Raw genomic sequence first — 18,589 nt, forward strand, 5'->3', positions numbered from 1 at the left:
CACCTGTTTCCAGCCGGGCCGCCGTTAGCCGGTTGATCCTACTCGGGAAAACGTGGGGATACCTCAGACTCTGACCCCTGTTCTCCGTGCGACCGGATAAACCAGCAGGTGTTCGGAATGGCATGAAAGTGGCGATGCTCCCGGCTAAGAATGTCTTGAGGCTCCGCTAAACCAAACGCACGAACATGCAGCTCTTTAGCCCAGGCGACATTGGCATACCAGAGTGGGATAACATGCTTGATAAGATCGATGTGAGAGTCGGCCATGTGGCTTAACACCTCAGTAAGCGGCCTGCGCAGCCGCAATGTGAGGAAACGGGGTCAGGTTGATTTCTTAAGAACCCAATCCCCGTTCTTGTTCGCCAAGCAATCCAGCTTCCAGAAAGTTACTATCTTTACCTCCCTTGCTTATCAATTTTCCGCATTACAACGTGTATTGTTGCGAGGTAGAAATAGAACATCCAGCTAAGCCAGATGCTAGCGTCATAGCCCGTCTTTTGCTGATCGTTATGGTGCCTTATACCAAAGTTGTTTGCTATGTTGAATAAGTCACGCTCGTCTGAAGACGTCAACAAAGATTTTACCCTAGGTCTGAGATATTCCAGCACATCAGCCAAGTCACGCACCGCTTGGCGACGATCATCTATGGTTGATCCATGCCGCCGATAGCGCAGTATCGCTGCCTTCAGTCGCTCTGCGACATTTGCATCCTTAGCGGGAATGTCTGCGTCAAAAATCTGCTCAAACCCAGCCTCCGGCTTCTGTAGAACCTCTCCATTAGGAGACACCTCAAACGCTTTTACATAATGAGCGAGCACCGTATTAACCCTATTTCGATACTCTGCCTGCCCCTGCATTTTGTTAAAAGTGTTCCAATGCATTCCACAGTCGCCGTAACCGTGATAATCGCCATCAATTGGTTTCGAAACGTGTTGGTATAAAAACTCAACCATATCGAAGAAGTCATCTTCCGTATAGATTTTTGCATTTTCATGCATGGGCCAAAGATGCTTTTTGCGAATGGTAAGAAGCATCTCCAACTCAATATCTTTGACGAGACCTTGAATGTCGCCCGCATCAACACACTCGTATCCAAAAGACTCGTGGAAGTAGCCCTCATTGCGAAGCTGGTCGAAAACCCGAATAAAAAGACCGATAACATCCGGAAGGGGAAGACCGGATAGGTTGGGGTTAGTTCCTATTCGCTGTGAGTAGTATGTATGCGACATGGTTGAGTTGGGAAGAATTTTGGCTTCGAAAAGCGGCATGTGCGAATAGGCGAGGCGGAATAGTTAAAGTGACTGCCACGTAACCCTAAATCCGCCCAGCGATGTGATCGTTCAGCCACAAGAACTGGGGTCAGAGTGCGCTTTTTATAGTGCCGATCACAGGGAAAATCTACTCTGACCCCGTTTACCCTTTGAAGGGTAGGGAAATTCTGATATTTGGAGCATCTTGTGGACGGCGCCAGTAAACGTGACTCACCTCACCCTATCGGCCGGCATCAATACCTGACAGGGCCGCCTATCAGCCGAGGGCACTTGGTGCCGCGGGCTCGGCGATGTGCGGCCATTTAGCTGTAGTGCGATCCAGTAGAGGACTGATGGCACCCAACTCAGCTGGACCTTTCCGCCGGCACCTTTGTTGCGGCTGCAGACATTTCAAGCCGTTGCTCGCCCACCTGGTCGAGGATCCCGCGCGCGGCGCGGGCGGCATCGTAGATGGCGTCGCCCAGTGCAGGCAGGGTCTGCGCATCCAGGCAGGCACCTGCGCCGGTGGCGATCATGTCGCCGTGGGCCGCGATGGTGCGGACCAGGCGATCGAGCGTATCGAGCTGGTCGAGGGTGAGGCCGAAGACAACCGGATCGGGGGCCATGTCAGCGGTCTCCCCGCGCTGGATGGGGCGTGGCGGCACCCGGCGGGGAGACAGCGGGCAGGGCGCCCAGCGGACAGCGGATGAGGGACAGGGCCGGACACGGCATGACGAGACCTCCCGGGAGCGCCGAGGCAGGCGGCCGCCGAATCGCGGCCGGCCGGGCGCGTTGATGGCAGCAGGTGCGCGGGCGCGTCAGCCTTCGGCGGCCACGCTCACCACCAGTTCGCCGCGGCGCACACGCACGTGCACTTTCTGGCCGATGGCGAAGCCCAGTTCCTCCAGCCAGCGGCCGGACAGGCGCACCGCGGGCACGCTCGTGTCGTTGGCGCCGGGGCCGCTGCCAATGGTGCACTGCTGCGGCGGGCGCGGGCGGCGAGGGGCGCGCTGCTGGCGGGCAAGATCGGCTGCGTTGGCGGCGGCGACCTGCTCGGGCGTCAGCATGGGGCTGAGCGTAGGCTCCACGATGCGCCAGTTCGGGCAGTGCGAGTGACGCGATGCACGCTTGCGCGCGGTGGCGGGGCGGGATGACGGTTGACGCATGGCGAAGCCCTCCTTGACGGCCAGAAACCCGCCGCCGACCGGCGACGGGATGTCGGGAGGTTAGAAACCGCTAACAGACGGCGGGCGTATTTCCCCGAAGGGTGTTGTATTAGCCGCCCTCCCGACGCAGGCATCGCGTCGGTTGCACCTGATGATCAGGCACAAAAAACCCACCGGTTTGTCGGAGGTGGGTACCGCTGTTAGAGGAGTTTCTACGCTCCTTGGCTTAGAGATTGCTACTCGCTGCATGAAATGTCAACTAGCAAGATGAGAGCGCGAGGATCTGGCACACCCACTCTCGCTCGCAAGCGGTGTTTGACGTATATGATGCATAACCAAATGATGCGTTGATGCGATATGCCAAGGCAGCCTAAGCATTGGAACTATTTTTTGGCAGTTGAGGCCGAACTTGTTACGTGCACACGTTACGTAGAGTTTTCTGAGAAGAATTTCTCGTGCTATTCAAATGAATTTGCAAAGATAATACTTCTTGCCGCTTCTGAGGTTGATTCAATTCATCGCGACATATGTGCAATCCTTGCGCCATCCGAGAAAGCCGGTACTATTTCCGAATACTACCCCATACTTACTAAGAAATTTCCCGAATTATGCAGTTGTCAGGTTGAGATCTCTCGTTACATGATTAGGGTTCAACCATGGCGAGGTTGGACTGGTGCTCAAAGGCCACCTTGGTGGAGCAAGGGATATAATAAACTCAAGCATCAGAGACTTGCACATCTATCCAGCGCATCATTAGAGTCGGCGCTTAACGCAGTAGCCGCCCAATTTCTTGCCTTACAGCTATTTCATTATGTCCACAACGCGGAGTGGGTAGAGGTAGATCTTTCATTGCGCAGTGCTCTTTTTGGACCTCCCACTATTGGTCTCGGTGGTACGTTCTGGGGTTATGGCGACCCCTTCAGCCACCTAATGAAACCATAGCCATCAAGGCTTTCAGGGTAGGGCAGAGTGCATTCTCTATGGTGCCAGACAGAAAAGAAAATTGTACTCTGAACCCTATTTCCCACTATTTTCCAGTTTTGGCTAGAATGAATTTTTGACGGCTCAGGCTGGGGTTCCGCCCTTAGTGACGCGTAGACACTCGGCGTAGAGGGAAAGCCAGTATGCCTGATCCTTTCGATCGAAGTCGATCCTGGAATGCGTAGCGATGAGTTGAGCGAGGTCAAGCGCCACCCGCTCCTTACAATCCGACTGGACACGGACGGGACCAGTGACACTCACGGTTTCGTTAGGCATTCATTTCTCCTATTGGGTTGATTAAAATAATAATTTCCATGAAACCACATTGAATGAGATGGAGCTGCTACATTGCTTGATAAGCCGTCTAGCGACTGAGTTAAGCCGAACCGCGAAGCGGGTTCGGTTAATGAATGGCGATGAGGACGATGCAAGCCTGCTCGTCGCCTACTGCGCGTGCAATCAGACACTATCGCGACAGCCAATAAGAACTGGTCGCTTAATTACCTCCGTACTTTGTTTGTTGAGATAGAGCGAGATCCCGCGTCAGAGTGCACTTTTAGGATGCCGGGCACAGAAGAAGTGCGCCGTAGCCCTCGTTTGCTTTACTGCCGCGGAAGGAATCCAGCAAGTTGTGCATGCCTTCTAAGTGTGGTCTTGATTGCATCGCTAATGGTTGATGGCATCGTGTTTGCCGACGAGAATGCCTTTAGCTCGACGATTACATTCGGGGGCGTAGGCTGTCGAGTAACAAAGACGTCTGCTCGAACCCGCGAGTGCGGCGATTCAACCATTCTTTCATGTTGTGCTTGCACGCTAATATCTCTGAGCGCTCGCGCAATACGTTGCCCAAGCTTGGTAGGCGAGCTAGTTACCGTTTCGTACCAGTCCTTAGCACGAGTCGCGCGTTGCGATTCGCGCTCGCGAAGCGGCGCATACCCATCAGGATTCCATTCGTCCCTCAGAATTGTAACGAAGTGTGTGTTGCCCAATCGCTCCAAGTACGTACGATGCAGGCGGAAAGAATCGTTATCCAGTTCCTGGCAAAGGGGGTAGAGGTCAGCGGCTGCAATTGGCACCAGTCGCAAGTCGAAATACAGCCGAGCCCGATTTAAAGCTTGTAGTGGTAGCTGCTTCTTGTCTTCGTTGTTGAGATCTCTATACCACGCGTTCCAGTCCAGCTTGTAGCCTTGGCGCGCGTCTGTAAATTGTTGGACTCGCTGGATACGAAGCCCGTCGCAGACCGGCCATAGCATTACGACCATGTATTGCGAAAGATCGTGCAAACTGGGGTTGAAGGCATAAAGCCGTTCGCCAGTGGTCGCAATCGCTTCGCCTAGGGAGTGGCCGGCGTGAGCAACTTCGATAAGGTCTGGAGTAAGGACTTCATAGTCAGCCAGGTCTCTACCACCATTGTGAAAGCGGAACGTGTCTTCAATAATGGCCGGCCATTCTCCTTTTTCCGGTCCGGAAAGCGAGAAATCTCGCGAAACTAGAATGCGCTGATTTCGATTGGTGGCGTCGGCTAAGTGAGACTGAAACTCACGACTGGTCGTGAGCCAAATGAAAAGCACCGGTGTCATGCGTAGCGTGCCTCGATCCAGCAGCGCCAAAGACTCGACGAACGCGGTCGGAATATTGCCTCGCTCAGCCACCGATTCTTCATGTTGATCGATAACCGCTATAAGCAACTGGTCAGGCCGGAGGCGTGAGCGTGCATCCGCAATTTCGTGTTCCAGAACAGTCCTGCTTTGGACGGCTGCACGGCTCAACTGCACAACTTTGGACTCAGGCAGATGGGTCTCAAGTTCCAAGGCTGCCGAACTCTTGCCCGCTCCGCTAATTCCATACAGGGGAAGAAATCGGATACCGCCCCCCATACGCATGCTTTGAAAAGAGCGCTGGACTAGCGCGATAAGGTCAGCGTTTGGTCGGAGGCGACCTCTAAATGCTGGATCGAGGTCTTCATATCGAGAGGGAAGTCGTAATAAAGGATTATTCATGTGCCGACGGTGGTTTATTGTATGGTGCCAGAGTCAGAGAACCGCAATCTGACCAGTTGCGCTTTACGCCATTAAGTCGTAGCTATGGAACTAGGACTTATGCCGACGGTATTGATTGTTGGTGCTCGGACTATGATAACTACCGCCCTTATGCGAAGAGCCGTGGCCCGACGGGTACTGACCCACCGTGGCTAGATGTGTGATATGCGCCGAACGCGCGTACCCGGGCATCCGCGGATGGGGCGGTCGGGAACAGGGCGAACCCAGCTATCGCCGCAATGATCGAAACTCTGGTGAACATCGATTCCCCCTGAGAAATGTCGAGTTCTAGCTTTCCTGGCGCGTACTGAGGTGTGCGCCGCACACCGCAAGCACGCGCAACCATTCAAAAGGTCCGATGGGAGTCCCTTCTCCCAGATAGACGATTCTGTTGTAGCACGACGCAGTGCGGCGTGTGGAGACAAATGTAAATTCTGTCCCGAAGTCGCTTCCTTGTGACGACGCCTCCCGCTATAGAAGGGGTGCTGTTGGCTTATGCCCTGCTTATCAAGGCAACTCCATCGTGTTATTGCGCTGCGTCACTTCGTCCACCTCACCCTCGCTGACCACCCGCAACCGGCCTCCTTTTGTAGTGGCGTCCCCCGGGACTGCCAGCCGCACGTTCGCGATCCTAGGCGCCAAATCCCGCGGCGCCTCCAACGCAGCAAACGCCGCCCGCGCCAGTTCCCGGCCACGCGCGTCTTCCAGCACCACGAACCCCGCCGGCGCATCCGCATGGCCGAGGCTGTGCACGGTGACCTCGATGGCATCCGCACTCACCCGCACATCGCCACGCCCAATCCCCAGGTCCGGCCGCTGCTCGACCGGCACCGCGGCAGGCGCGATCAGTTCGAACTCCATCACCACCGTCTTGCCGGCCGGGAATTCCACGTCCACCGCCCCGCTCTTTTCGAACGCGAATTCGCGCATGGCGGGCTTGCCGTCGATGCGCCCGTCGCCGTCGTGATCGATGCCCGAGCGCATGCGCCATTGCCCGGCGGCGACGTTCCAGCCGGTCATCTGCGCCCGCTGCAGTTTGCTACCGATGTTGTGGGCGATGACGGTGAAGCGGTCCTGGCGCGGCTTGGGCAGCAGCAGGGCGACCTGCACGGCGCCTTCGGGGTTGGCGAAGCGCCAGCTGACGGTGTGGCCGGGGTAGGTCTGGTTGCGCTTGAGGGCCACGCCGCCCAGGCGGGCGCGCTGCAGGTTCACGGTGGGCGATTCGACGCGGTCGCTCCACCAGTGGCCTTCGGTGTTCATGTAGAAGCTCTGCAGTTTGTCGCGGGTCTCGGCGCGGTACAGCGCTTTCACTTCCAGGTAACGGGTATCGCCGCTGTCTTCCCAGGCCACGTGGTGGGCGAAGTCGGGGGCCGCGTCGGGCATGGCGGCGGCCTTGGCCAAGTACGCGCTCCAGGCGCGCAGGCAGGCGGCTACGACTGCACTTGGCGAGCTCGCGCCCGCCAAGTGCAGATGCTTCCGGCTCGCCCCAAGCATCACATGGGCAGGCAATTTGCACCCGTGCCACAGTTGCCGTATTTAGGATCCGGGAACCGCGTCCCTAATCGTTGAAACATGCCGCTGAGCTTTATGTATTGATATCTTCCGCACATGCGGCTGCCATTGCAAAGAGTCACTTCTCGCGGATTGCCTTTGCCATCGATCCAGCTATTGACGGATTGATTGACCGTGGTTCGGATAAAGATGCTCTCTTCGGGGCCGGAGAACGAGCCCAGCGAGCAATCGTCGCACCCCCTGAATATTCCGACATGTTCACCCGCCAGCACCACCCCACCGATCAGCAACGTCAAAAGCAGTCCCACTTTCACCTTTTGCATCGGACTCTCCTTGTGTTGACTACATTGAACCCGCCAAACGCCGCGCGCGCTCCAGCTGCTGAGCCGACAGTTGTTTTTGTTCCGCCTGCACCAGACTGGCTGCGCCGTTGCTTCGAGCCTTTTTCTGGTATGCAAGCAGGTACGCATGGGCCACAACCGGATCTCTTACCCCGAAAATGTCCGAAGAATAGATATCGTAGGCGTTGTACAAAGCGTCCGCCCTGCCAGTCCGAGCGGCAGTCTCGGCAAAAAAGACCGCGTTTCGCTTGAATTCCCTAGAAGTATCGTCTCTTTTCAGGGCTGCTTCCGACGCAACAAAATCGGCGGCAATGGCCCGATAATTGATCTGCGCATCCAGTATCCCCGCCCTGGCAGCATTGGAAACGAGGTCGTATCTAACTTCAGACGTATCGCCCAGGCCTGCGCAAGCCGCTGACGCGTCGTCGATTTCCTTGGCAGCTGACACTTTTTGAAGCTCGGACATGCCGTTCATGTCGCCATTGACGAGCTGATCTTCGGCAGCCTCTATGTTCCTGCAATTAAAGAGTGCTTCTGCGACGCCATACGCCAACGCAGGATCATCTTTGGCCTGGTGTCCGAGCGAGACCAGCTGTTCAGTCAGGGGGGTGCCGAGAGAAATTTTCTTGCCACCGCGATCCCCGTGGGGAGACGAGGGGGGAGGTGCGTTCCCGATAGTGCGCTCGCTCTGCGCGACCGCCGCCGATGGCGGCAATGTCGCTCCGGATTCATCCTTCTCGCGCCACATCGTCCAGGCGAAGATTATGGCCGCACCAATCAATGATATTGCGATCAAGAGCCTATAGGTTTTCACAAGCACTCCTTTACTTGCTACGTGCTGATACGCCGGTTACAGCTTGAACGAGGCGCTCCATGCGCCTGATAGTACAGAAAGGCTACCCAAGCGCAACGGCCTCGGGCGAGAAGGCGGCCCCGTTTTTTTTTCGTCGCTCAAGCCGGCAAAGCACGGGCTGAGTCAATGAGCGGCTTGAACGCGGTTTAGGCTCTAAGTCTCCCGGAACTTAAGCCTGTCGAAGGAAGCTGCGGCGCCACTGTCGCGATCCCGATCCATCCGACGAGCAGAAAGAGGCGAGCGCGCGCAGCGAACACGCTGGCGGCCAGATCCGCCAATCTGCATCGGACCGGCGCGCAAGGGCGCGCCGGCATCCGTTCATGGCACAACGAGCTTGTTGTTGAGTTGCGTGACCTCCGCGACCTCCCCTTCCGTCGCCACCCGCAACCGCGCACCCTCGCCGCTAACGCCACCCGGCATCGCCAACCGCACCATCGCCGTCTTCGCCTCCATATCCCGCGGCGCCTCCAACGCAGGAAACGCCGCCCGCGCCAATTCCCGGCCACGCGCGTCTTCCAGCACCACGAACCCCGCCGGCGCATCCGCATGGCCGAGGCTGTGCACGGTGACCTCGATGGCATCGGCGCTCACCCGCACATCGCCACGCCCAATCCCCAAATCCGGCCGCTGCTCGACGGGCATCGCCGCAGGCGCGACCAGTTCGAACTCCATCACCACCGTCTTGCCGGCCGGGAATTCCACGTCCACCGCCCCACTCTTCTCGAACGCGAACTCGCGCGTGGCGGCCTTGTCGTCGATGCGCCCGTCGCCATCGCGATCGATGCCCGAGCGCATGCGCCATTGCCCGGCCGCCACATTCCACCCGGTCATCTGCGCACGCTGCAGTTTGCCGTCGAGGTTGTGGCCGATGACGGTGAAGCGGTCCTGGCGCGGCTTGGGCAGCAGCAGGGCGACCTGCACGGCGCCTTCGGGGTCGGCGAAGCGCCAGCTGACGGTGTGGCCGGGGTAGGTCTGGTTGCGCTTGAGCGCCACGCCGCCCAGGCGGGCGCGCTGCAGGTTCACGGTGGGCGATTCGACGCGGTCGCTCCACCAGTGGCCTTCGGTGTTCATGTAGAAGCTCTGCAGCTTGTCGCGGGTCTCGGCGCGGTACAGCGCTTCCAGGTAGCGCGTGTCGCCGCTGGCTTCCCAGGCCACGTGGTGGGCGAAGTCGGGGGCCGCGTCGGGCTGGGCGGCGGCCTTGGCCAGGTCGGCGCCCCAGCTGTCGCGCTTGCCGAGCAGGTCGAGGAAATTTTCGTTGAGGATCGACAGTCCCGCCGGGCCGGCGTTGGCCACGCGGTAGTCGATGGGCTTGAGGTAGCGCGCCTCGCCGGTCCAGCGGTAGGCGGCCCAGAAGGTGTGCAGGGTGTCGGCGCCGCCGCTGCCTTCGAACAGTTCGCCGCCGCGGGTCTTGCCGGTTTTCCAGTTGATCTCGTTGGGCAGCGCCCACTGGCCCTTGGCATTGGTGTAGGCGTGGGCGAGGTAGCCGTCGGCCAGGCCGGCGACGAGGCGGCGGCTGCTGGGGTCGGCGTTGTAGCCGCCCAGCAGCAGCGCCGGGTGCAGCACCGGGAACGAGTAGGGTTTCTGCCACTGCCAGTTCGGTTCGCGGTAGACCTTGCGCCCGCCGAACCAGTTGCTGGCGAACAGCAGGTGGCCGTGCGGGTTGACCTGGATGACGCTGTCGAAGGCCTTGACGGTTTCCATCAGCCGCTCGACGGTGAGCGGGTCGCCCCAGTTGAGGTAGAGCAGCGCGCTGTTGAGGTTGATGCCTTCCTCGTAGGCGTGCAGTTCGTCGGTCTCGATGGTGGACAGACCGCCGGCGAACATGCCGTTGCGGTAGTTGGCCTCGGACAGCGCGCGCATCGAGGCGTTGAGCTTGTCCGGGTCCACGCCCATCAGCGCCACGCCAGGCCATTGCTGCACCAGGTCCGAGTCGTCGGAGATGCCGCCGCCGAAGTCGCCGTAGTCCACCTGGCGCTGGTCGATCCACCAGCGGATGTAGCGGCGCGTGGCCTTGAGGTCTTCCAGCTGCCAGAACGCCCAGCCGGGCACGCCCTTGGGCGGGGTGGGCAGTTCGACCGGCAACGCGCCCTGGTTGCCGTAGCTGATGTCGTTCCAGTATTCGCGGCCGAGCGCGTTGTCGGGGTCCACGCGCAGCAGGTCGGTGATGTCCGCGTCCAGGCGCTTGTACAGCAGCTGGCGCTTGGAGGTGGTGTGTTCCTCGACCAGGAAGCCCCAGTTGTCCTTGACCTGGTTGAAGCGGTCGGCGACGTGCTCGGCCCTGGCCTGCGCGCGCGGCTTGAACAGCAGCCGGACCTGCGCGCCGTCCAGCGCGCGCGCGTCGAAGCCGGGCGCGGCCGAGGCGATGCTGAGCATCAGGCTGTCGTCGGTGAGGATGCGGTCGCGCAGGTCCAGCCACAGCGTGCGCGCCTGGCCCGGTGCCACCGACACCGACACGTCGAGCATGTCGCGCGCCGGCCAGATCGGGTCCTTGATGCGGAGGTTGAGCGGGATCAGGCCGTCGTGGGTGGCCGGCAGGTCCAGCGCCGGCAGGTCGATGGCGATGCCGTCCAGGCCGTCGTGCATGTTCTCCCAGCCGTAGGACCAGCTGCGCATCAGCGGCTGGTCCGGCGGCGGATCGCCGAGGCTGGACGGGATCAGCACGTGCACGACCGGCCGCGATGGCGTGGCGGGTGTTTCGTCGCCGCGCTTGCGTGCCGGCGCCTTGGCCGGCAGCGCGACCACGGTGCTGCGCTCGCCCGGCGTGTAGCGGCCGGCGATGTAGCCGCGCAAGGCGGCCAGGTTGGCGTAGTCCGGGGCGGTGTCGCTGCGCACGGTGTAGCTGAGCGTGGCGCTGGCTTGCGGCGGTGCGCCGGCGCTGACGTCGTAGGCCCAGATCTCCTGGATCGGGGTTTCCTGCGCGGTGTTGGCGAAGCGCAGGGTGCCGCCGCGGCGGCGCTCGAACTCATCGACGCTGCGCACGGTGCCTTGGCTGCGCTGGAACAGCGGCGCGGGCGTTTCGCCACCGGCCGCGTAGCTGGCCTGGCCGAACGCGGCGCCGCGGATCTCGATGCGGCTGAACGGCTCGTCGGGCAGCGCCAGGTCCAGCGCCTTGCCGCCTTCGACGTAGGTGTTCCAGTCCGGCAGCTGGAAGTAGTCGTCGCGCCCGGGCAGGCGCGAGCGGTTGTAGACGCCGGGCCAGGTGGTCTCGGCGATGCCGTCGGTGGCCTTCCACATCCACTGCTTGAGGTCCTTGGCGTCGGCGAACTCGACCTTGCGGATGCGCGTGGACGGCGCCTGCAGCGCCGGCGGCGCGCGGCCGTGGTCCCAGCCGTAGCGGTGCAGCCAGGCGTTGCGCGCGGCGTCTTCGCGCGGCAGTTCGGCCGTGCGCGGTTCCTGCTGACGCGCCAGGGCGGTGGCGCCGGCCGCGTCGAGCATGCGGTCGTAGATGCGGATTTCGTCGAAGTCGCTGCCGCGCAGGAAGTTGTAGCGGCTCTGCACCTGGTGCGGCGACATCACCCGCCCGGCCAGGCCGAACTGGTCCAGCGCGGCGTCGAAGTCGAGCGAGCCGCCATCGGCGCAGGCCTGCGCGCACTCGGCGCGCGCGGCTTCCTTGCCGTCCACGTACAGGCGCACGCCGCGGGTTTCGTCCCAGGCGAAGGCCAGGTGCGTCCAGTCGCTGGCCGCAGGATTCTTGTCGAGCTTGAACGACACGCGGGTGCGCGCCAGGTTGGCGTCGGTGACGAAGGCGTCGAAGCCGTGGCCGTTCCAGTCGATGCGCAGCCAGGCCATGTCCCAGCTGCTGTGGTCGGCGTAGCCGACGCGGAAGATCACGAACGGCGCTTCGCCCACGGGGTAGCGCGAACGCCAGAAGAACGACAGCGTGCCGCGCTGGGTGTACAGGTTGCCGGGGGCGTTCCAGGCGAGGACGCCGTCGTCGGCCCATTCGATGGCCTGGCCTTTGACGCCGGTGGGGACCAGCGCGACCTTGTCGCGGAAATTGGGTTTGGCGTCGCCTTGGGCGATGTCGGCGTCGAAGCCTTGGTCGGCGGAGACGCGGAACAGGAGTTCGGGTGCTGCGGTGGGTGCGGGTGCGGCGACGGCCGGGAGTGCCAGGCAGGACAGCGCGCCCAGGCAGCGGACCATCATGCGCGTGCCGGTACTGGGGCGTTTTCGTTGCGGGTGGAGACCTGTCCGCGTGGACCATTGCGCGTGCGGCGCAATATCGGCGGACTGTGGGTGCCTGTCGCGGCTGAAGCCGCTCCTACAGGGGGGTGTTTCGGCTGCGATGGGGTTTGTCGGTAGAGCCCGTCGCGACTGAAGTCGCTCCCACACTGTGGTCATGGCGCCGATAGCGCGAGTGGCAGCGCGGGCGGCGCTGCGGCGGATTGCCTCTTCCATATCGCTCCTTTGCGATCGCCGTGTGCGCGTGCCGCCGCATGGCGATCCTCGCTACCCCCGACCCGGCGAGTATGCAGGCAGCGGCGCACTGCCGGTGCCGCGCGCGAGGCGCGACACCGGTGGGCGCAGACTTCAGAACTTGTAGCGCATGCCGAGCAGGTACTGGCGGCCGGTCTCGGTGTACTGCAGAGGCAGCTGGCCGGTGCGCGGCGAGGACACCCATTCGTCGGAAGCTTCGTTGGTGAGGTTGATGCCTTCCAGGCTCAGCTCCAGCTGCTTGCTGATCTTGTAGCGCAGCGATGCATCGATGATGGTGGTGCCGGTCATGCCGTGCACGCCATCCAAGTTGAATCCCGCTTCGGTGCCCGGCGCCTGGGTCAGGTAGTCGTCACGGTTGGTGGCCGACACACGCGCTGCGAAGGATTCGCCTTCGTAGAACAGCGTGGCGTTCCACGACGAACGCGACAGCCCGAGCAGGTCGTTCTTCATCACCGGGGCGCCGCTGCTTGCCAGGTACTGGATCTGCGAATCGACCCAGGTGTAGTTGAGCTGCACGCCCAGGTTGGCCCACTTGCCCGGCAGGAAGGTAAATGGCTGTACGTAGTTTGCTTCCACACCCTTGAGCTCGCCGCCGGGCGTATTCAACGGGATGCTGAAAGTGAAATCGTCGTTGACGCCCGCTCCGGTGCCTTCCAGCAACGAGGCCGGCAGGCCGCTGCTTGAGTACGGACGTACCTCGCGCGCGGTCTGGATGAAGCTTTCGATGTCCTTGTAGAACAGGCCCACACCGAGCATCGCGCCTTCGTTGAAGTACCATTCCAGGCCGAGGTCGACGTTGGTGGCTTCGATCGGGTCCAGATCCGGATTACCGCCGGCCACGGTGCGCGCGCCCCCGGCCACGGCCACGGTCACGCCGGGCGTGAGGCTACCCAGGCCTGGACGCGACATCACCTTGGCCGCGCCCAGACGCAGCAGCAGGTCCGGGTTCAACTCGGCGACCAGGTTGAACGAGGGCAGCGTGTTGTTGTACTTGCGGCTCACGGTGGTCAGCGCAGGTACGTTGTTGATCAGCGCATAGCCGGTGGATTCCTGCTCGGTACGCACGTAGCGCACGCCGAAGTTGCCCGACAGCGGGATCGGTCCCAGGTCGGTGGAGAACTCACCCATCAGCCATGCGCCGCGGTCTTTTTCTTCGACGCTGCGGCTGTTGTTGACCCGCGGGGCCACGGCGAAGATGCCGCTGTTGCTGTAGATGTCGAACAGGTCGGCCACTGCATCCAGGTTGGGCACCACCCAATTGCCCGGGCTGCCGTTGATACCCTTGAGCCCGGCCTGTTCGGTCAGGTCCGCGGGCACGATGCGCGTGCCGTTGGCGAAGGTCGGCACGGCCCCCTCGTTGGCCCGGCGAAGTTCGACGGTACTGAAGGTGTAGTCCTTGGCCAGCACGCCACCCTTGAGGCGGAAGCCAGGGCTGATGTTCCAGTTGAAGTCGATCTGGCCGGTATCGAAGTCGTTGTCTACCGACTGCGGACGCAGACGAATTTCAGCCAGCTCCCAACCGGTGGGATCGGTCGGGTCGATGCCGTAGTTCAGCACCGGCGCGCGGCTGTTGTTGCGGTAGTCGTAGCTGTAGCCGTCGACGTCGTACTTGTCCATGATGATGGTGGTCTGCACCGGGTTCTCGTGCGCGGAGCGCGAGGTGCCAATGCGGCCAGACACGGAGAAGGCATCGTTGAAACGATGTTCGACATCCAGGCTGATCTGCCTGAACTCGGTATTCCATTCGTCGTGGCGGTTCTCGGTGCGGACGTCGACGTTGTCGAACTCGCCGTATACCAACGCATTGTTGCGAATCTCGCCATTGCGCACGACCGTGGCCGGCTTGCCATCGCGCTCGGGGCGGCGCGGAACGCCGGTATCGCGACTGCGGCTGAACGAGATCGCCTCGATGTAGTGCTCGTCGCGCTCGGCATCGATCTTGGAGTACAGCGCATCCAGCGACACGGTGGTACGGTCGGTGGGCTTCCATTGCAACGAGCCGGTGACACCCAGGCGCTGCTGGTCGTGTTCCAACTGGACATAGCGCGGAAAACGCGGGTGGTAGACGTCGGCCGAACGCGCTGCGGCGAATGGCGAAGTCGCGCTGAAACCGCCGTTGCTCGGGCCATTGGCCCAGCGGCCGCTGTTGGAGCCTTCTTCCAGCACTTGGCGTTCGGTATAGGCCACCGAGAATAGTGCACCAAACGTATTGTCGGCCCAGGTATTGGAGATCAATGTGGCCACGCGCGGGCTGGCCTTTTCGGCCATCGCGTTGTAGCTGGCCTGGCCGCTGGCGGCAAAGGTGAAGCCGTTGTAATCGAACGGACGCGCGGTACGCAGGTCGACGGTGGCGCCCAGCGAGCCCTCTTCCACATCGGCCGATGCCGTCTTGCGGGCGATCAGCTGCGAGAACAGGTCCGAGGCGAATACGTTGAAGTCGAAGCCGCGGCCGCGGTTGGTACCGCCGCTCTGGTCGCCGGCACCCACGGTGGTGAGCGCCTCCATGCCATTGATGCGCACGCGGGTGAACTCCGGTCCCAGACCACGCACGGTGATAGCACGACCTTCGCCGGCATCACGGGTGATCACCACGCCGGGAATGCGCTGCAGCGACTCGGCCAGGTTGAGGTCGGGGAACTTGCCGATGTCCTCGGCGACGATGGCGTCCACCACGCCGGCTTCGCCGCGCTTGATGTCCAGCGCCTTCTCGACGCTGGCGCGGTACCCGGTGACGGTGATGGTGTCCAGGTCGACCGCCGGGTCCGACGAGGCGGCGGGCGCGGCCTGGGGCGCGGCGGCGTCCTGGGCGAAAGCGGTGCCGGCCTGCAGGGCCAGGGCGATCGAGAGCGCGAGCAAGGTAACCGGTGTCTTCCGGCTAGCGGTACGAGATTGCATGTCCTCCCCTCCCAAGGGTTACATGAACTGCGTTGTTTCGGTGGGTGTTGCCGCGGATGACACCGCTGGTCAAAAACGACGTTAACAGCTGTGAAACGTTGCGGCATCTTGCAGCGCAGCACGAAGAGGCGGTAAATCCCGGGTTTCGCGCAGGGCGCGCCGCGGGACCGGTGCGGCCGCCGCTTGCCGGCCGCCGTTGGCCCCGGGCTAGAATGACACCGATGGTCACGATATCCGGATGTCGCGGCCGCGCCGCTTGGCGTCATCCTTCCCTCCTCCCCAGCGACGGAAACCCCGTGTCATGAGCTCATCGCGCATCGTCTGTTTCGGAGAACTGCTGCTGCGCCTGGGCGCGCCGGGGCGCGAGCGGCTGCTGCAATCGCCGCGACTGGACGTGCACATCGGCGGCGCCGAAGCCAACGTGGGCGTATCGCTGGCGCATTTCGGCCACGCCGTGGCGATGGTCAGCGTGGTGGCGGACAACCCGCTGGGCGAGGCGGCGGCCGGCGAATTGCGCCGGCACGGCGTGGACACCGGTGCGGTGCGTGCCGTGCCGGGGCGCATGGGCCTGTATTTCCTCAGCACCGGCGCCGGGCACCGGCCCAGCGAGGTCACCTACGACCGCGCCGGCTCGGCGTTCGCGCTGACCGGCGCGGACGCCTACGACTGGCCGGCGCTGCTGCGCGGCGCGCAGTGGCTGCACCTGTCCGGGGTGACCCCGGCGCTGGGCGAACGCGGCGCGGCCGCCGCGCTGGCGGCCGCGCGCACGGCACGCGAACTCGGCGTGCGCGTGTCCTTCGACGGCAACTACCGGCCCAAGCTGTGGGACGCGTGGCAGGGCGATGCGCCGGGCATCCTGCGCCAGCTGCTGGCGCAGGCGGACGTGCTGTTCGCCGACTACCGCGACCTGGCCGTGGTGCTCGGCCACGACTACCCACAGGACAGCGCGCAGGCGCGGGTGCAGGCCGGCGCGCGCGATGCCTTCGCCGCGTTCCCGCAGCTGCAGGCGATGGCCTGCACCCAGCGCGTGGCGCACAGCGTGGACCACCACAGCCTGGGCGCGATGCTGCTGCGCCGCGACGGCAGCGTGGCGCAGGCGCCGGCCGAGGAACTGACCGGCATCGTCGACCGCATCGGCGGCGGCGACGCCTTCGCTGCCGGCGTGCTGCACGGCCTGATCGCCGGCTGGGACGACGCGGCCACGATCCGCTTCGGCCTGGCCGCCGGCTGCCTCAAGCACTCGATCCCCGGCGACTTCAACCCGCTGGGCGTGGCCGACGTGCAGGCCTGCGTGGGGACGGGGCGGTTCGATGTGAAGCGGTGAGGGGCCGGGATTGGGGATTCGGGATTGGAGATTCGTGGGGGCGCTGGTTGCGGCGTTTTTGTGGGCGGCCTGGCGTTGCCGGCGATTCGGGTTCCTGTCGCGGCTGAAGCCGCTCCTACAGCAAAGCGCGCGTACTGCCTTGTAGGAGCGGCTTCAGCCGCGACAGGTAGACAGGAGATGGGAGGGAAAAACTGGACCGCAGTGCCTTGGCAGCGGCTTTTTTCCACTGCGTCGCGACTGAAGTCGCTCCCACAAGAAGCTCCGGCAGCCGCATGTACAGCCCGCCCCGTCCATGTGGGAGCGACTTCAGTCGCGACGCAGGACACTCACCGAAAAACGGCTCGTGTCGGGCGCTGGCCATCTCCAATCCGATTCGCGCCGCAGGCGTTCATCGCTCCTGTCGCGGCTGAAGCCGCTCCTACAGGGAGATGCGCGCGCTTGTAGGAGCGGCTTCAGCCGCGACAGGCGCCCAACGAAAAACGGCCGGCGTCAGGCGCCGGCCGCATCTCCAACCCCAATCCCGGCTTCCTACAGCTCGATGCAATCGAACTGCACGTCCGGATCGACCTCGGCGTCGTAGTCCACGTCGGCGCGCTCGAAGCCGAACAGCTTGAGGAACTCGTGCTTGTAGCCGGCGTAGTCGGTGAGCTGGAACAGGTTCTCGGTGGTCACCTGCGGCCACAGCGCCTTGCACGCGTCCTGCACGTCGGCGCGCAGTTCCCAGTCGTCCAGGCGTAGCCGGTTCTGCTCGTCGGTGGCCGGCGCCTGGCCGTCTTCGCGGTACAGGCGCTCGCGGAACAGGCGGTCGAGCTGGTCGATGGTGCCTTCGTGCAGGCCCTTTTCCTTCATGATCTTGTAGACCATGGAGATGTACAGCGGCATCACCGGGATCGCTGCGCTGGCCTGGGTCACCACCGACTTGAGCACCGCCACGTTGGCGCCGCCGCCGTGCTCGCGCAGGCGCGCGTCCAGGCGCTGCGCGGTGTCGTCCAGGTCCACCTTGGCCTTGCCCAGCGCGCCGTGCCAGTAGATCGGCCAGGTGATCTCGGTGCCGATGTAGCTGAAGGCCACGCTGCGCGCGCCCGGCGCCAGCACGCCGGCCGCGGCCAGCGCCTCGATCCACAGTTCCCAGTCCTGGCCGCCCATCACGGTGACGGTATCGGCGATCTCCTGCTCGGTGGCCGGCTCGATCGAGGCCTGGATGATGGCGTCCTTGTTGGTGTCGATCGCGGTGGCGGTGTAGGTCTGCCCGATCGGCTTGAGCGCCGAGCGCTTCACTTCGCCGCTGCCCGGCAGCTTGCGTACCGGCGAGGCCAGCGAATACACCACCAGGTCGACCTGGCCGCCCATCTCCTGCTTGATCAGCTCGATCACCTTGGCGCGCGCCTCGTCGGAGAACGCGTCGCCGTTGATCGACTTGCTGTACAGGCCCTGCGCCTTGGCGAACTTGTCGAAGGCCGCCGAGTTGTACCAGCCGGCGGTGCCGGGCTTCTTGTCGCTGCCCGGCTTTTCGAAGAACACGCCCAGCGTGTCGGCGCCGAAGCCGAACGCGGCGGTGATGCGCGAGGCCAGGCCGTAGCCGCTGGAGGCGCCGATCACCAGCACCTTCTTCGGCCCGTCGCTGCGCACGCCGCGCGCCCGCGTGGCCTCGATCTGCTCGAGCACGTTGCGCTCGCAGCCGAGCGGATGCGTGGTGGTGCAGATGAAACCGCGGACTTTCGGATGGATGATCAACGTGTATTCCTCGTCGGCAAGGTGCCCGCGGCATCTTAAAGGCTGCGGCGCGGTTGAT

General features: G+C 62.8%; 10 protein-coding genes and 2 pseudogenes. 1 reads left to right on the forward strand and 11 read right to left on the reverse strand.

The genetic code is table 11. The annotated features are described in order from the left end of the window. Positions 1 to 394 precede the first annotated feature (394 nt). The 10 genes and pseudogenes from JR065_RS08935 to JR065_RS08975 form a co-directional block, all read right to left on the reverse strand. The gene (locus JR065_RS08935; protein WP_206233720.1) at positions 395 to 1,267 is read right to left on the reverse strand and encodes a hypothetical protein; all 873 of its coding nucleotides are present in this window, start codon (positions 1,265 to 1,267) and stop codon (positions 395 to 397) included. A 347-nt stretch (positions 1,268 to 1,614) separates the two neighbouring features. Then, complete coding sequence (locus tag JR065_RS08940) at positions 1,615 to 1,875, reverse strand: hypothetical protein (protein ID WP_206233721.1); 261 nt, start codon at positions 1,873 to 1,875, stop codon at positions 1,615 to 1,617. A 192-nt stretch (positions 1,876 to 2,067) separates the two neighbouring features. Then, positions 2,068 to 2,415 (reverse strand): SymE family type I addiction module toxin, encoded by a 348-nt coding sequence (locus tag JR065_RS08945; RefSeq protein WP_206233722.1) that lies wholly within the window; start codon positions 2,413 to 2,415, stop codon positions 2,068 to 2,070. Positions 2,416 to 3,998: 1,583 nt separating this feature from the next. Next, positions 3,999 to 5,207 carry a hypothetical protein gene (locus tag JR065_RS08950; RefSeq protein ID WP_206233723.1) on the reverse strand — a complete coding sequence of 403 codons (1,209 nt, stop codon included), beginning with the start codon at positions 5,205 to 5,207 and terminating at the stop codon, positions 3,999 to 4,001. Between the two features lie 279 nt (positions 5,208 to 5,486). After that, positions 5,487 to 5,697, reverse strand: a pseudogene (locus JR065_RS21810) (hypothetical protein). A 245-nt stretch (positions 5,698 to 5,942) separates the two neighbouring features. Continuing rightward, positions 5,943 to 6,848, reverse strand: a pseudogene (locus JR065_RS08955) (LamG-like jellyroll fold domain-containing protein); the annotation flags it as partial. A gap of 80 nt (positions 6,849 to 6,928) precedes the next feature. Beyond that, positions 6,929 to 7,270, reverse strand: coding sequence for a hypothetical protein (locus JR065_RS08960; protein WP_206233724.1), 342 nt, complete (start codon positions 7,268 to 7,270; stop codon positions 6,929 to 6,931). A gap of 19 nt (positions 7,271 to 7,289) precedes the next feature. Further along, positions 7,290 to 8,102: a hypothetical protein gene (locus JR065_RS08965; protein WP_206233726.1), complete on the reverse strand. Its 813-nt coding sequence runs from the start codon at positions 8,100 to 8,102 to the stop codon at positions 7,290 to 7,292. Positions 8,103 to 8,459: 357 nt separating this feature from the next. Continuing rightward, positions 8,460 to 12,287 carry a LamG-like jellyroll fold domain-containing protein gene (locus JR065_RS08970; protein ID WP_206233727.1) on the reverse strand — a complete coding sequence of 1,276 codons (3,828 nt, stop codon included), beginning with the start codon at positions 12,285 to 12,287 and terminating at the stop codon, positions 8,460 to 8,462. Between the two features lie 384 nt (positions 12,288 to 12,671). Beyond that, positions 12,672 to 15,473, reverse strand: a complete 2,802-nt coding sequence (locus JR065_RS08975) for a TonB-dependent receptor (protein ID WP_206233728.1) — start codon at positions 15,471 to 15,473, stop codon at positions 12,672 to 12,674. 301 nt (positions 15,474 to 15,774) lie between these two features. Between JR065_RS08975 and JR065_RS08980 the strand changes: the two genes are divergently transcribed. Then, positions 15,775 to 16,797, forward strand: a complete 1,023-nt coding sequence (locus tag JR065_RS08980) for a sugar kinase (protein ID WP_206233729.1) — start codon at positions 15,775 to 15,777, stop codon at positions 16,795 to 16,797. 528 nt (positions 16,798 to 17,325) lie between these two features. Here the strand turns inward: JR065_RS08980 and fabV are convergent. Then, a complete protein-coding gene (gene fabV / locus JR065_RS08985; RefSeq protein ID WP_206233730.1) occupies positions 17,326 to 18,531 on the reverse strand; it encodes an enoyl-ACP reductase FabV in 1,206 nt (401 codons plus the stop codon). Positions 18,532 to 18,589 lie beyond the last annotated feature (58 nt).

Source organism: Xanthomonas sp., from assembly GCF_017163755.1.
GTDB lineage: Bacteria > Pseudomonadota > Gammaproteobacteria > Xanthomonadales > Xanthomonadaceae > Xanthomonas_A.

Excerpts from the sequence above, each read along its gene's own strand:
- JR065_RS08970 (WP_206233727.1), bottom strand. The coding sequence starts at position 12,287 with ATGATGGTCCGCTGCCTGGGCGCGCTGTCCTGCCTGGCACTCCCGGCC.
- JR065_RS08940 (WP_206233721.1), bottom strand. The coding sequence starts at position 1,875 with ATGGCCCCCGATCCGGTTGTCTTCGGCCTCACCCTCGACCAGCTCGAT.
- JR065_RS08945 (WP_206233722.1), bottom strand. The coding sequence starts at position 2,415 with ATGCGTCAACCGTCATCCCGCCCCGCCACCGCGCGCAAGCGTGCATCG.
- JR065_RS08980 (WP_206233729.1), top strand. The coding sequence starts at position 15,775 with ATGAGCTCATCGCGCATCGTCTGTTTCGGAGAACTGCTGCTGCGCCTG.
- JR065_RS08935 (WP_206233720.1), bottom strand. The coding sequence starts at position 1,267 with ATGCCGCTTTTCGAAGCCAAAATTCTTCCCAACTCAACCATGTCGCAT.
- JR065_RS08975 (WP_206233728.1), bottom strand. The coding sequence starts at position 15,473 with ATGCAATCTCGTACCGCTAGCCGGAAGACACCGGTTACCTTGCTCGCG.
- JR065_RS08960 (WP_206233724.1), bottom strand. The coding sequence starts at position 7,270 with ATGCAAAAGGTGAAAGTGGGACTGCTTTTGACGTTGCTGATCGGTGGG.